Origin of the sequence: Fibrella rubiginis (genome assembly GCF_017353185.1) — a bacterium.
Lineage (GTDB): Bacteria > Bacteroidota > Bacteroidia > Cytophagales > Spirosomataceae > Fibrella > Fibrella rubiginis.
Map to the genome: position 1 here is coordinate 118,059 of NZ_JAFMYV010000014.1, position 13,196 is coordinate 131,254.

Genomic DNA, 13,196 nt, shown 5'->3' on the forward strand with positions numbered 1-13,196 from the left:
ACAACGAAATCCTTTTGGTCCTAATCAAAAAACCTGGCTGCGTCTGACGAAAGTATACGAGACCATTTGCCAGTAAAAAACTCTTTACCCCCCCAGCCATGTTATTCAGATGAACAAGGTGCTTTCCGCCATGACCGCTTCATCCGAACTAACCACTGCTGTCCGTTTATTTGCTCCGTCACCCAGCCAGGTTTGGCAGACTGCCCACGAAACGGGCCATCCGGCGGCCCTGTGGCGGTTGCCCCACCAAACCGAAAAGCACCTGATCGTTCACCTCGGCGATACGCTCGTTGAACAACCCACCGACCTCGACGAGCGTCCCCCTGGGTTCGCTATTGGCCTGTTTAATTCGGCCAGCGCTATCCATAATGAAGCCTGCGCCTACTACCTGCAGGCAGATCAGCATTATGTTTTCGGACAGGGTGACGACGCATCAGACGCGGTACAGCTTCGTCATGCTGTACAGGATGAGGCCTTTGAACAGGCCGTGCAGCAGGTGATGCAGCGGCGCCAGACCACCCCGGCGGTTATTTCGTTTACCGAAGTTCCCGACCCCGATGCGCGGGCCAATTTTGAGGCAACCGTGGCCGAAGCTACCAGAGAAATGCAGGCGGGTAACTTCTGGAAAGTAGTCATTTCGCGCACAAAAACCCTCGACTTTAGTCAACAACCCGACGTTACCGTTCTCTTCGACCGGCTTTGCGCGGCTTACCCGGCGGCGTTTGTGTCGGCAGTGTTTTTGCCCGAAGGTACCAACAATGCTCCCGCGCAAATCTGGCTGTCGGCCACGCCCGAACGCCTCGTGAGCGTAGATGGCAACGGCCTGTTCAAGACCGTAGCACTGGCCGGAACCCAGTCGGCCTATTACCCCGACGGCACGCTGAAACGCACCGCCGACGCGCTTTGGTCGCAGAAAGAGATTGAAGAGCAGGCCATTGTGAGCCGGTATATCATTGGCTGTTTCAAGAAAATCCGGTTGCGCGAATACCTCGAAGAAGGGCCAAAAACGGCACAGGCGGGCAATCTGATGCACCTTTGTACGCAGTATAGCGTCGACACGAAGGCGGTTAATTTCCCGCAGTTGGGCACGGTTATGCTGCGGCTGTTGCATCCTACATCGGCGGTGTGTGGCATGCCCCGCCCCGAAGCCCTGTCGTTTATTCAAACCCACGAGCGCCACAATCGCGGGTTCTATGCGGGTTTCCTCGGCCCCGTCAATATCGACTCGGCCAGTAGCCTGTTTGTGCATATCCGCTGCCTGAAACTGGAAGGACAGCGGGCCACGCTCTACGCCGGCGCGGGCCTTACGGAAGACTCGGACCCGCAAAAAGAATGGCTCGAAACCGAGATGAAATGCCAGACCCTGTTGCGCGGTATGAACGGGTGATTTATGCGCCTGACCAAAACCATTTTCACGGTTCTATTTACGCTGGTTTGGCTAATCAATGGCCTGTATTGCAAGGTATTGAACGGTGTACCCCGCCACCGCCAAATTGTGGCCCGCATATTGGGTGCGCCCCACGTCGCTTCCCTTACGACCCTAATTGGCCTGGCCGAAATTGGGATGGCTGTCTGGATTATTAGCGGGATCAAACCCCGCTGGTGCGACTGGTGCCAGATTGGTGTGGTGCTGCTGATGAACCTGATCGAGTTTACGCTGACCCCCGACCTGCTGCTTTTTGGGCGAATCAATCTGCTGGTTGCCCTGGTATTCGTGACGGTGGTTTACCTTGCCGACCGTATCCCGGCAAAGACCTACCTGCCTTCGTTTTAGCGTGTAACCGCATGGCCTTTAGCCTGAAAAACCATCCTTTTGCCGTTACCGCTTTTTTCAGCCGGTCAACCGTGCTGACCTACGCTTTCCCGGCAAACCAACTCGCCGACCGCATTCCGCCCTGTCTGCAGCTCGATACGTTTCGTGATGCGCAGGGACGCGACTGGGCGTTTGTGGCGGTGGCGATGGTGCAGACCAACCACCTCCGGCCAGCCGGTTTTCCCGCCTGGCTGGGCAACGATTTTTTCCTGGTCGGCTACCGCATTTTTGTCACCTACACCACCAGCATGGGCAAGCGTTTGCGGGGACTGTATATTCTGAAATCGGAAACCGATAAGCTGACAATGAGTTTGTTAGGCAACATTTTTACGCACTACAACTATACCCACATCGACCTATCGGTAAGTGACAACGGTTCGTCGCATCATATCGTATCCCGTCGGTCTGGCCTCGACATCAGCGTTGAACAACCCATCGGCGAAGTGCCGTTGCCCGCCGGTTCAACCTTTACCGATTGGAAAACCGCCCGCCGCTACGCTGGTCCGCTGCCGTTTACATTCACGTATTACCCCACCACCCAGGAGGTGCTGATTATTGAAGGGCGGCGCGAAAACTGGACACCCCATCCCGTTGTGGTGCAACAGCACAAAACCAGCTTTTGGGCTGAATCGGGTCTAGAAACGCCCCTCCTGGCCAGTGCGTTCACCGTGCAAAACATCCCTTACTCGTGGAAAAAAGGCCGTCTCGATCCGTGGAAACCCTAGGCCGTACGCCGTTTCAGGGCGTGACCAATATCGTGCGGTTCAACTGGCATTTCTACGCGCTGGCGGGGCTATCGGTAGTGATCTTACTGCTTGTTTTCGTACTTGCCCCCGCCCCGTTTGGCGCGTTGGCCTTGCTGGCGGTTGCGGCTATTCTGGTGCCCACACTGATTTCGCTGGGGGTATCGTATTACGTCTATGATTACTCGCCGCTGTACGCGCTCGACTGGCTCGAAGCGTTAGCTATTCCCGAAAACGGGCATCTGCTGACCATCCACGCGGGCTTCGACGAAACGAGTGGTTTATTGGCCCGGCGTTTTCCACAGGCTACCCTGCGCGTGTATGACTTTTACGACCCCACCAAACATACCGAAATCTCTATCGAACGCGCCCGTAACGCCTACCCGGCCTACCCCGGCACCGAGGCCATTACCACAGCTCATATCCCCACACCCGACGGCTGGGCCGACGTGGTTTTCCTGATCCTGGCCGCCCACGAAATCCGCGACGAAACCGAGCGCATTTTGTTCTTCAACGAAGTGCGCCGAACGCTAAAACCCGATGGCCGGGTACTAGTGGTTGAGCAACTCCGCGACCTGCCCAATTTCGGAGCATATACGGTTGGTTTTCTGCATTTTCATGCCAAAAAGACGTGGCTGCGTACATTTAATCGTGCTCGTCTTTCGGTAAAATCAGCGCAGAAACTAACGCCTTTTATTTCGGTATTTGTGTTGCAAAATGATGGAATTACACCTTGAATTAATTGGCACAACGCTTGTACTTCTGGCGCTGGTTCATGCCATTTTTCCGCGCTATTTCAACTGGAAAACTGATCTGGCACCGCTGAGCTTGGTAAACCGCCAGATGATGCACGTACACACGTTTTTTGTGGCATTTACTGTGCTGCTGATGGGTATTTTCTGCCTGACGTCAACGGATGATATTATCCATACCCGCATCGGCAAACAACTGGCATTAGGACTCGCCATTTTTTGGGGCGTTCGCCTTGTCTTTCAGTTCGTTGTCTATTCGCCAGCTCTCTGGCGCGGCAAACCATTTGAGACAGTCATGCACATTGTATTTGCCAGTTACTGGGCTTATTTAACCTGTATCTTTTTTATGATTTATTGGGGTAATGGATAAGACAATTTATTGTTTAATTAGGTGAGTCGAAGGGCCTAAAGCGCGTAGCTCAACTACTCACCTAATCAAGAAATTGCGCAGAGCCTCCCAACCTGTCAGTTCACCATTGTTATTGTGTGACTTGACCGACCAGTGGCGTTGAAAGTTTTCAATTTAACCGTACCCGCCGCCGGAACCGGGGCGGTATACACCGGGCTGTTGATAGTGGGTTCGCTGCCGTCGGTGGTGTAGTGGATGGTGAGGCCGGGCAAGGGTACATTGGCGGCTACCTTGCCGCTGATCACCTTGGCACCCGGCGGTGATACCCGGTAGGCAAAACCACCCGACAGCACGTCGAGGCGGGGTAGTTCGCGGCCAACGGTGCTCATGAACTCAGACAGGGCCACGTTGTAGAGTTGATTGCTTTTGGCGGCGTCGGTTTCCGTAGCCCAGGCGGGGCTTTTGGCCCAGGCCCGCTCAGCAACAGCCAGCAGCTTGGGCAACATTTTATACTCGAAATCGGTAGGAGTCAGGTTCGTTTCTGACCAGAGGTGGCCCTCGATACCCACGATGTTGGCCCGGCTTTTGCTAGTTAGCGAGACCTTGCTTTTGGCAATGGACGGGCTAATGGGTTGGCCATTGTTGTCTTTCATATTGCGCAGAAAGTCGTAGGGAATGAGCGAAAACGGCTTTTCGGTGTCGATATAGCCCCCCCAATACTGACCAGGTTCCTGGTATTCGGGCGTGTAGGCAAGGTCCAGATACAGATGGGTAACGCCGCTGAAAATAACCTTGTAGCCCGCATTGGCCAGCCGATAAGCCAGGTCTTCGGCCCCGGCGGTGTTGTTCCAGACGTTGAGCCGGAACCCTTCTGCCACAAGCTGTTCGTTCGGCACCCATACCGACCGACCGTCGCGTTTTACTTTTCGCTGGCCCACTTCTTCCCAGGCCGATAGGAACAGCCCACGCGTTTTCAGCAGTTGGTTGACCTTGCCAAAATAATAGGGCCAAAGGTCGTCGATGGTTTTTACCGCCGGGTCTTTCGCCATTAACTGCTGTACCGAGGGCGATTTTTGCCACACACCACCGGGCACTTCATCGCCCCCAAAATGAATCGTTTTCAGGGGCACTCCCGCCTCTTTATACATTGCTCGAATGTCGTCGACAACGCGCTCCATGAACGCGTAAACCGACGGCATCGACACGTCCATTACGTTGTCATTGAACCCCTGCACCGACCGGTAGACCGACTTGTCAGCCAGGTCGTGGAGCAAATACCGTTCGGCGTCGGCCTTGTTACCGGCTTTCAGCAAGCGGGCATAGCGGGCGTCCATGGCCTTGATGGCCGCACGAGCGTGCCCCGGCGATTCGATCTCCGGGATCACCTCGATATGCCGGTCGTGGGCGTATTTCAGGATTTCGATAAAGTCGGCTTTGGTGTAGAAACCCGTACCGGCGGGGTTGTCAGTTGAGGGGCCGGACCCGTAGGCGGGCACCAGGTTTTTCGATTCATCAACGGCATGAGCACGTTTGGCACCCACCTCGGTCAGTTCGGGCAGCGATGGTATGTCGAGCCGCCAGCCTTCGTCTTCGCTGAAGTGAAAATGAAAGGTGTTCAGCTTGTATAACGCCATCACGTCCAGCACTTTAAGCACTTCCGACTTGGGCTGGAAATTCCGGGCCATGTCCATCATAAACGCCCGGTAGCCAAAGCGGGGGGCGTCCGTTACAACCACGCCCGGCAGGGTCACCGACCCGGCTTTGCCCGCCAACGCCGCCCCCGGAATCATGGTTTGTAACGACTGGATGCCGTAAAAAACACCCGCCCCGGTTGCCGCCGATACTTGAATGCCGTTTTGATTCACCACCAGCTCGTACCCCTCTGCCGCCAGGGCCGGGTTCTTTTTGAGCGTGATGGCTTTGCCCGAATGCTGCGCCGCCACCGTTAGTTTTTTGCCCACTACCGGCATCAGCCCCGCCGACAACAGACCGGCTTCGTTGGCAAACTCGCCCGGCGACACAATCACGACGCTGGCATCCAGCACAAACGAATTTCCGGTGGCCCGGTACGTAGCAGGCGTAGGAAATACGGCGGGCAATGCATTGGCCGCAACGGGTTTAATACGTTCATTTTCGACGAAAAAACGCTCGGCCAACGCCCGGTCCGATTTGTCGAAGAGGGTGCCGGAACGGGTAGTCACCGCCACGGGAAACGCCCGTGCCGGGTCTTTGTCAAACACGATGTAGAAGCCACGTGGAAAGTCGGTTCGGTTGCGCAGCCGCCGCGACAGCACCGTGAGGGGGGCTGATTGCCCGGCAGGCACCGCCGCAAAACCGGTACCGGGGCTGAGGTACCACAAGTCGCCGTTGTAGTGGTTTACGCCCGCTTTGGCGGGATCGGCGCTTTCGTAGGAACCGCCGTTGAAAAAAAGCTTCCAGCCCGACGCGGGTAGGTCTGAAGTGCCGGTGTTGGTGAGCGTGAGCACCGACCGCGACCGCCCTTGATTCTGATGATTATTATCGACCAGTTCCCATGTCAGTGTCAACGGTTTCGACCCATTCTGGGCGTGGCTGGTTAGAGAAAACAGGCAAAGCAGCAGCAGGACTACGGGGCGCATTGAGGGGTTGGTAAAGGGTTGACAAGATGTTGTAAGTACTAAGACTAGCCACGGGCAAACTTAACCCCCCGCCCCCACAGTTGCGCCCCGTCGGCAGGCGACTTTCCCGTTTTAGCGGAAACTAGTAAACTAACTTGACTAATTGCCGGTTCTCCCATCAACTCAACTGCTTTTCTGCTCACCGTTAACGTATCCATGCAGGCTACTCTTCCCGCCAGTGCCGTATCCGTGCCCACGCCCACGGGGCTGATTCGCACTATTATTGTTGTCACGGCCATCTCAGCCGCCGTGATGGAACTGATCGACGTGACTATCGTCAACGTAGCGCTCAACGAAATTGCCGGTGCCCTCGGTGCCACCATCGAAGACGTAGCCTGGGTAGTTACGTCCTACGCCATCGCCAACGTTATCATTATTCCCATGACGGGTTTTTTGGCCGATTATTTTGGTCGGAAAAAGTATTATGTCGCTTCCATCATTCTGTTCACCGTCGCTTCTTACTTCTGCGCCAGTTCCACTAGTTTGTGGCAACTGGTTTTCTGGCGGTTCATCCAGGGCATGGGCGGCGGGGCGTTGCTGTCTACGTCGCAGGGCATCATTTTCGACGCTTTTCCGCCCGACAAGCGGGGTGTTGCCTCCGGCATTTTTGGTATGGGCATCATTCTCGGCCCCACGCTGGGACCCTTTTTGGGTGGCGTCATCGTCGATAATTACCACTGGTCCTACATCTTCTACGTCAACGTGCCCATCGGTATTCTGGCCACGATACTGTCGATACTCTATATCGCCAAAAAACCGGGCGAAGGCACCCGTAAAAGCCAGATCAAGATTGATTATGCTGGCATTGGGCTGCTGGCCGTGGGGGTTGGGTCGCTGCAATACGTGCTTGAAAAAGGCCAGTCTGACGATTGGTTTGAATCAAAAATCATTCTGGTTCTTACCATCACGGCAGTGGCTGGACTGGCGGGCTTCATCTGGCGGCAGTTCACCACCGACCACCCCGTGGTGAACCTACGGGTGCTGGGCAAGGGCACACTCGGCGTAACCACCATTTTCAGCTTTGTGGCGGGGGTGGGGCTGTTCACGTCGGTGTTTGTGTATCCCGTACTGGTGCAGCGCATCAACGGCTTCACACCCACCATGACGGGTATTTCGTTGCTCTGGCCCACGCTGGTTGGTATTCCGTTGTTCCCGCTTATTGGCCGACGCCTGTCGGCGGGTGCCTCGCCGCTGCCGTTTATCATTATCGGCATGTGTACGTTTGTGGTATTTGGCTTTTACAGTGGCACCCTCAACGGGCAGGCCAACCAGTGGGATTTTTTCTGGGCACAAATTATGCGTGTCTTCGGCGTCACGATGTTGCAATTACCCCTTATCAATCAGGCGGTTGCAGGATTGTCGCCCAACGATTTTCCGTCGGCCATTGCGCTCAATAACATGATTCGGCAGTTGGGCGGGGCGTTTGGCATTGCCCTGGCCAACACGTTTGTTACCCGCGATTATGCCCAGCACCGCTATGACCTCGTGAGCAACCTTACCCCCGAAAACCCGCTCTTGACCGAGCGACTCAACCAGTTGGGCGGTGCTACAGACCGCGCCTACAAGCTCCTCGACCTGAGCGTTGATAAACAGGCTTACCTGCTGTCGTACCTGGACACGTTTCGGTTGGTGGGAATCTTTTTCCTCGTCATTCTGCCCCTTGTCTGGTTTTTGCGGTCGAAAAAGAAATCAGCCGAAGAAGTAGCCCTGGCCGCCAAAGCCATGTCTGAAGCGCACTGATGGAAGTCAGGTTTAAGGTTTAAAGTCTAATGTTGCTTCGCGTGCGGTGGGGTGGCACGCGAAGCAACATTAGACTTTAAACCTTAAACCTGACTTCCCCCTACAAACGCCTCCCATTCCTTAATCTGATCTTTTTTCAACACGCGGGGGAATTTATGCTGGCCACCCATCTTACCCTTAGCCGCCATCCAGTCATAAAAGCGCTGGGCGGGAAGTACGGTTAGAAACACGTTCTTCAAAGCGTGGGCACGTTCGGTGGCGTAGTCGTCATTTAGCTCTTTTAAATGAGCGTCGATGTGGTCGCGGAGGTTGTCGGCGTCAACAGATTCGTTGTCGGTGCCGATATACCAGTGGTGCGCAAACAGGGGGTCGTGGTTGATGCCCGCCACGGTAAATTCGCGGACGTCGATGTTCAGATCCCGCGCCGACAGCTCCACCGCTTTGTTCATGTTATCGACGGAGAGGTGTTCGCCGCAGAGGCTCAAAAAGTGCTTCGTGCGGCCCGTAATGACAATTTCAGCTTTTTTCTTCGAGACAAATTTGATCGTGTCGCCAATCAGGTACCGCCATGCGCCGGAGCAGGTAGAGAGCAGCGGGGCGTACTCTTTGCCTTCCTCTACTTCGTCGATCATCAGTGTTTCGGGCTGGGCTGCCATCACACCGTCGGCATCGAAATTGGCCTCGGTAAAGGGGATAAACTCGTGGAAGATGCCGTTGTTGAGCACCAGTTGCATGCCCTCGGCTTCGGGGTGGGTCTGGTAGGCAATGAAGCCCTCCGACGCCAGGTACGTTTCGATGTAGGTGATGGGGTGGGCCAGCAGTTTCTCAAACCCGTGTTTATAGGGCTCGAACGATACGCCACCGTGGCAGAAAACGGCCAGGTTGGGCCAGATGTCGTGGATGGTTTTGACCTTATAGTGGGCAATGATCTTTTCCATCAGCAACTGAATCCAGGCCGGTACGCCCACCACGTAACCAATGTCCCAGCCGGCGGCCTGCTGCGTGATCTCGTCGAGTTTGGTGCCCCAGTCGCGCTCGGAGGCAATTTCGGGGCCGGGCTTATAGAACCGCTGAAACCAGAACGGAATCTGACTCGCCGTAATCCCGCTTAAATCACCCTCGAAATGGCCTTCGCGGGCGTTGAGCTGTGTGCTGCCACCCAGCATGAGGTATCCTTTCTCGTAGAGCGACGCGGGCAGGTGGCGGTATTTGCCGAGCGTGATGATCTGCCGGATGCTTGTCTTCTGGATGGCCTTACTCATAGCCTTCGTCACCGGAATGTACTTCGACGCCGCCTCCGAGGTGCCCGAACTGAGGGCGAAATACGTTACCCGCCCCGGCCAGGTCACGTTCTTCTCGCCCTCCAGCGACCGGTGCCACCACTCGGCAAAGATCTTGTTGTAATCGTAGATGGGTACATGGCGTTTGTAGGCTTCATACACACCCCGTTCACCCCCAAAATGACCTTCGCGCAGCACCTCGTCGAAGCCATATTTGACCCCAAACTGCGTATACCGAGCCTTTTCAATCAGTTTCAGCAGCGTCTTTTTCTGCGACTTAAACGGGTTGAGTTTCTTCCGCCGCTGCACCGCATTCGTCAGCCGGATACCTCTTTTTAGTAGTGAGCCTAGGATTGCCATGGTTTGATTTACGAATGACGATGTACGAATTACGATTTGTTGCTGACGCATGAGTACGCTTACTCTGGCCTGCTCATGCGCAAGCAACAAATCGTAATTCGTACATCGTCATTCGTAAACGTTTAAAGGTTCCATCTTTCCATCTCGTCCATCACCTTGTACGCGGTGAGGTCGAACTGGCAGGGGACAATGGAAGTATAATTTTGGGCAAGCGCATACTCGTCGGTGTCTGTGCCAGCGTCGTTATTAACAAATTCACCGTCGAGCCAAAAGTACCGGCGGCCGTGTGGGTCGCGGCGTTCGTCGAAGATCTCCTGCCATTTGGCGTTGGCCTGTCGGCAGATTTTGATGCCTTTCAGCGGTTCGGCGGCCTTTATGGGGAAGTTTACGTTCAGGGCCACGCCTTTCGGCATGCCCCGCTCCAGCACATTGCGCGTGATGCTGAGCACATGGGCGCGGATGTGCGAAAAATCGGGTTCACGGCTGAAATCGCCCAGCGAAAAACCGATGGCCGGAATACCTTCTATGGCTGCTTCGATAGCCGCCGACATGGTGCCCGAATACAGTACGCTGATGGCCGTGTTGCTGCCGTGGTTGACACCGCTCACCACCAGGTCAGGGGCGCGGTCTTTCAGCACGTGGTGCTTGCCCAGCTTCACGCAGTCGGCGGGAGTACCCGAGCATTCATAGGCCGGTAGTTCAGGGAAAATAGTGGTCGGGTAAAGCCGCAGGGGCGTTGAAATGGTAATGGCGTGCCCCATGCCCGACTGTGGACTGTTAGGGGCTACCACCACCACATGGCCAATTTCCTGCATGCATTCGACCAGAAAAGCGATGCCGCGGGCAGTGATGCCGTCGTCGTTGGTTACTAAAATCAGCGGTTTGTGGTCGCTCATAAAGGAGTAATAAAGGGGCGTTTTGCTGGCCGCAAAGGTACAACCAGAACGCTTGCTCCCTTGGCCCGTAACAATGCCTTTACATTGTCCTGACTATACGCATGCTCCCAACTGAACAAGCAGCGAAGCCATGTGGTTAGTCAGTAAAGTACAACCTTATGGAAGCCAACGATAAACTCGACCGGATCGTAGAAGCGCGGATGAAGCTCAAACGCCGTTTCGACGAAAAAATGGCCAGCAGCCCGTCTCTTTCCGACGAAAAACCACGTGGCAAAGGCCCGGCCAACCGCCATGGTATGCCGCAGGTGCCTATTGGACAAACCGTTACCACCAAATGGCCGGTGCTGGACCTGGGCTACCAGCCCGATATCCCGCTCGATAAGTGGCAACTAAACATCGACGGTGAGGTGAACCACCCCATGCGCCTGAAATGGGAAGACCTCATGGCCCTGCCACAGGTAGAAGATACCAGCGATTTTCACTGCGTTACCACCTGGTCACGCCTCGACGTGCCGTGGGTGGGTGTACGCTTCATGGACCTCGCTGCCCTGGTCGACCCCAAGGGTACGGCCACCCACGTGATGTGCTACGGCTACGACGGCTACGCCACCAACGTTTCGCTGGAAGAAGCCCTGAAACCCGACGTACTGTTGGTACACACCGCTGACGGTCAGCCACTCACCCGTGAACACGGTGGTCCGTTGCGTATGATTACGCCGCAGCTTTACGCCTGGAAAGGCTCGAAATGGATCAAGCGGATTGAGTTTATGGCGGGCAACCGGCTGGGCTTCTGGGAAGAACGCGGCTACTCCGACACCGCCTACCCCTGGCGCAATGACCGGTACAGTTGAGTTTCAAGTTTAACGTTCAATGTTTAACGTTGCTTCGCGCTGATTGGCTTCGCGCGTGGTGCCCTTCGACAGGCTCAGGGTGTTTTTTGTCATCCCGACGACAGGAGGGATCTACCTTCCTGGCACTCAATTCTCTATTAGGACGCTAGATCCATCCTGTCGTCGGGATGACAAAAAACATCCTGAGCCTGTCACCCTAAGCCTGTCGAAAGCGGTCCGGCCCAGCTAGCGAAGCATCGTTAAACCTTGTACTTTAAACATTGGACTCCCCTTCATTCCCCTACAAATGCCCGGATTGGTCCCACCAGGCCGGGGAGTTGCTTTTCGATGTAGGCCCGCTCGCTGGGCGACCATTGGCGGGGGCGGCCAAAGACGCAGGGCTGCAGAATGCCCCAAAGCTCACCGTCGGCCTGGACATGCGCGTGGACTAATGCGCTGTGACCGAACGTCCGGCGCTCGAAATCGCGGTTCAGCACGTCGGGGCTGGCCGTGTTTACGTCCGAGATGTAGACAGATGGCTGCATGGCCAATCCCGCACGAATGAGGGGATCTTCTTTAGGTAGGTTAATGGTATCGGGTTGCCAGTCGGGCTGAATCACGTCGGGAATGGTCTCGTTGCGCCGCCACTGAAACGCCGTGCGGCCCTGTTGCAGGCTCGGTTGACGGACGTAGAGAAAGCAGCGGTCAGCGCCGAGGTAACGACCAATTTTTTCGACGGCTTTCTGGAGGGCAATCTGCGCCGTAGCTCTGGCTTCGATGGTATTCATAATTTAGTTAGTCTTTAGATCAAGTAGTGTTTATTAAGCGGTGATGGCGTTAATCCTGAGCTTGCGGGGGTGTTACATGTGCCGCCAGTTAATAGCTAACAGGCACATTATCAGACCATAAGCTTGGTAAGGCAATCCCTTTGCTGCGTGTTGAGTCTGGTCCGGATGGCCTTTTGCCGGAGCCGTGTTACCACTCAACGCACACAATCACGTATGAAAACGCTCCTTTTCGGCCTCTTGTTGCCCTTTATTTTCGGTCATTTCCCCGAAATTGTGCCACCGGCGCAACCAGTTGATCACCTGCATCTGCCCGGTCCGATAGCGTTCAACGGACAGACATTTCGGCTTAGCACCACAGCACAGCCCACTCCCACCTACGGCCGGCAGGAGGATTTGCCCGCCGACGAACCCATAGAAGGGTACCATAATCTGTTTGTATGATCGGTGATCGTCAACGGCCAATCCGTTGACGAGACCATGACGACGCAGGTGAAGCGCCTGATGGCTATTCAGCAGGATGACCTGACGGTGCACTACCGCATGCGGAAAGACACCCTAACCGGCACCCTCGATTTTGTCTGGCGTGCCAACAGTGACGACACTAACCCGGTCATTGAATGGAATGCTTACCGCTTCGAGGTATACACCAGCCCGGCGGGCCAAAAAGGCGTATTGATGATAGGCAACCGCCGCTGCACCTACGGCTATGAGATCGTGCCCTTTTTGGGTGCATTCTGTACCGAACGTCTACAGATACTCAGTTCGCTATCGCTGTTTAAAACACCGACTATAGCACAGGTAAATCAATAAGTCTTCACTAACAGCCATGCTTCTTTTTGACATGCTCTAACATCCGACTCAGGCCAGCATCATCTCGTCAGTCAGTCTCTATCTCCGCTAGGAGAGCCTCATAGTCTGCATCGGCTTCGATACACAGCAACCGTAGGGGTAGATTATGCATGGCGTGAGCAAAAGCAGCTTGGTGGTC

General features: G+C 55.2%; 13 protein-coding genes. 9 read left to right on the forward strand and 4 right to left on the reverse strand.

Going from position 1 to position 13,196, the window contains the following annotated elements:
- Positions 1-130: 130 nt before the first annotated feature.
- Genes J2I47_RS23095 through J2I47_RS23115 form a run of 5 tightly spaced genes read left to right on the forward strand, consistent with a single transcriptional unit; the run spans position 131 to position 3,678 of the window.
- Positions 131-1,387, forward strand: a complete 1,257-nt coding sequence (locus J2I47_RS23095) for an isochorismate synthase (protein WP_207366981.1) — start codon at positions 131-133, stop codon at positions 1,385-1,387.
- Between the two features lie 3 nt (positions 1,388-1,390).
- On the forward strand, positions 1,391-1,774 hold the full coding sequence (locus J2I47_RS23100) for a DoxX-like family protein (protein WP_207366982.1): 384 nt from the start codon (positions 1,391-1,393) through the stop codon (positions 1,772-1,774).
- An 11-nt stretch (positions 1,775-1,785) separates the two neighbouring features.
- Positions 1,786-2,538, forward strand: a complete 753-nt coding sequence (locus J2I47_RS23105; RefSeq protein WP_207366983.1) for a DUF2071 domain-containing protein — start codon at positions 1,786-1,788, stop codon at positions 2,536-2,538.
- Positions 2,526-3,293, forward strand: coding sequence for a class I SAM-dependent methyltransferase (locus tag J2I47_RS23110; RefSeq protein WP_207366984.1), 768 nt, complete (start codon positions 2,526-2,528; stop codon positions 3,291-3,293). Before J2I47_RS23105 ends, J2I47_RS23110 begins: the two co-directional genes overlap by 13 nt.
- Positions 3,277-3,678, forward strand: coding sequence for a hypothetical protein (locus J2I47_RS23115; protein WP_207366985.1), 402 nt, complete (start codon positions 3,277-3,279; stop codon positions 3,676-3,678). The genes J2I47_RS23110 and J2I47_RS23115 overlap by 17 nt, the downstream gene beginning before the upstream one ends.
- A 95-nt stretch (positions 3,679-3,773) precedes the next feature.
- Here J2I47_RS23115 and J2I47_RS23120 read toward each other — a convergent pair whose 3' ends face one another.
- Positions 3,774-6,275, reverse strand: a complete 2,502-nt coding sequence (locus tag J2I47_RS23120; protein ID WP_207366986.1) for a family 20 glycosylhydrolase — start codon at positions 6,273-6,275, stop codon at positions 3,774-3,776.
- Between the two features lie 195 nt (positions 6,276-6,470).
- On the opposite strand from J2I47_RS23120, the gene J2I47_RS23125 reads away from it, so the two are divergent.
- Positions 6,471-8,054, forward strand: coding sequence for a DHA2 family efflux MFS transporter permease subunit (locus tag J2I47_RS23125; RefSeq protein ID WP_207366987.1), 1,584 nt, complete (start codon positions 6,471-6,473; stop codon positions 8,052-8,054).
- An 83-nt stretch (positions 8,055-8,137) separates the two neighbouring features.
- Here J2I47_RS23125 and J2I47_RS23130 read toward each other — a convergent pair whose 3' ends face one another.
- Both J2I47_RS23130 and surE read right to left on the reverse strand, forming a co-directional pair.
- Entirely contained in the window at positions 8,138-9,694 is a 1,557-nt protein-coding gene (locus J2I47_RS23130) for a GH3 family acyl-acid amido synthetase (protein WP_207366988.1), read from the reverse strand.
- A gap of 122 nt (positions 9,695-9,816) precedes the next feature.
- Positions 9,817-10,590 carry a 5'/3'-nucleotidase SurE gene (gene surE, locus J2I47_RS23135; protein WP_207366989.1) on the reverse strand — a complete coding sequence of 258 codons (774 nt, stop codon included), beginning with the start codon at positions 10,588-10,590 and terminating at the stop codon, positions 9,817-9,819.
- Positions 10,591-10,748: 158 nt separating this feature from the next.
- On the opposite strand from surE, the gene J2I47_RS23140 reads away from it, so the two are divergent.
- Positions 10,749-11,441 carry a sulfite oxidase-like oxidoreductase gene (locus J2I47_RS23140; protein ID WP_207366990.1) on the forward strand — a complete coding sequence of 231 codons (693 nt, stop codon included), beginning with the start codon at positions 10,749-10,751 and terminating at the stop codon, positions 11,439-11,441.
- Between the two features lie 272 nt (positions 11,442-11,713).
- Here J2I47_RS23140 and J2I47_RS23145 read toward each other — a convergent pair whose 3' ends face one another.
- Positions 11,714-12,208: a GAF domain-containing protein gene (locus J2I47_RS23145; protein ID WP_207366991.1), complete on the reverse strand. Its 495-nt coding sequence runs from the start codon at positions 12,206-12,208 to the stop codon at positions 11,714-11,716.
- Between the two features lie 213 nt (positions 12,209-12,421).
- Between J2I47_RS23145 and J2I47_RS23150 the strand changes: the two genes are divergently transcribed.
- On the forward strand, positions 12,422-12,649 hold the full coding sequence (locus tag J2I47_RS23150) for an HI_0983 family protein (protein WP_207366992.1): 228 nt from the start codon (positions 12,422-12,424) through the stop codon (positions 12,647-12,649).
- 3 nt (positions 12,650-12,652) lie between these two features.
- Positions 12,653-13,018, forward strand: a complete 366-nt coding sequence (locus tag J2I47_RS23155; protein WP_207366993.1) for a hypothetical protein — start codon at positions 12,653-12,655, stop codon at positions 13,016-13,018.
- The last annotated feature ends 178 nt before the right edge of the window (positions 13,019-13,196 follow it).

Coding starts and splice junctions, on each gene's coding strand:
- J2I47_RS23145 (WP_207366991.1), bottom strand. CDS start 12,208: ATGAATACCATCGAAGCCAGAGCTACGGCGCAGATTGCCCTCCAGAAA.
- J2I47_RS23125 (WP_207366987.1), top strand. CDS start 6,471: ATGCAGGCTACTCTTCCCGCCAGTGCCGTATCCGTGCCCACGCCCACG.
- surE (WP_207366989.1), bottom strand. CDS start 10,590: ATGAGCGACCACAAACCGCTGATTTTAGTAACCAACGACGACGGCATC.
- J2I47_RS23100 (WP_207366982.1), top strand. CDS start 1,391: ATGCGCCTGACCAAAACCATTTTCACGGTTCTATTTACGCTGGTTTGG.
- J2I47_RS23105 (WP_207366983.1), top strand. CDS start 1,786: ATGGCCTTTAGCCTGAAAAACCATCCTTTTGCCGTTACCGCTTTTTTC.
- J2I47_RS23150 (WP_207366992.1), top strand. CDS start 12,422: ATGAAAACGCTCCTTTTCGGCCTCTTGTTGCCCTTTATTTTCGGTCAT.
- J2I47_RS23115 (WP_207366985.1), top strand. CDS start 3,277: ATGGAATTACACCTTGAATTAATTGGCACAACGCTTGTACTTCTGGCG.
- J2I47_RS23095 (WP_207366981.1), top strand. CDS start 131: ATGACCGCTTCATCCGAACTAACCACTGCTGTCCGTTTATTTGCTCCG.
- J2I47_RS23140 (WP_207366990.1), top strand. CDS start 10,749: ATGGAAGCCAACGATAAACTCGACCGGATCGTAGAAGCGCGGATGAAG.
- J2I47_RS23120 (WP_207366986.1), bottom strand. CDS start 6,275: ATGCGCCCCGTAGTCCTGCTGCTGCTTTGCCTGTTTTCTCTAACCAGC.
- J2I47_RS23130 (WP_207366988.1), bottom strand. CDS start 9,694: ATGGCAATCCTAGGCTCACTACTAAAAAGAGGTATCCGGCTGACGAAT.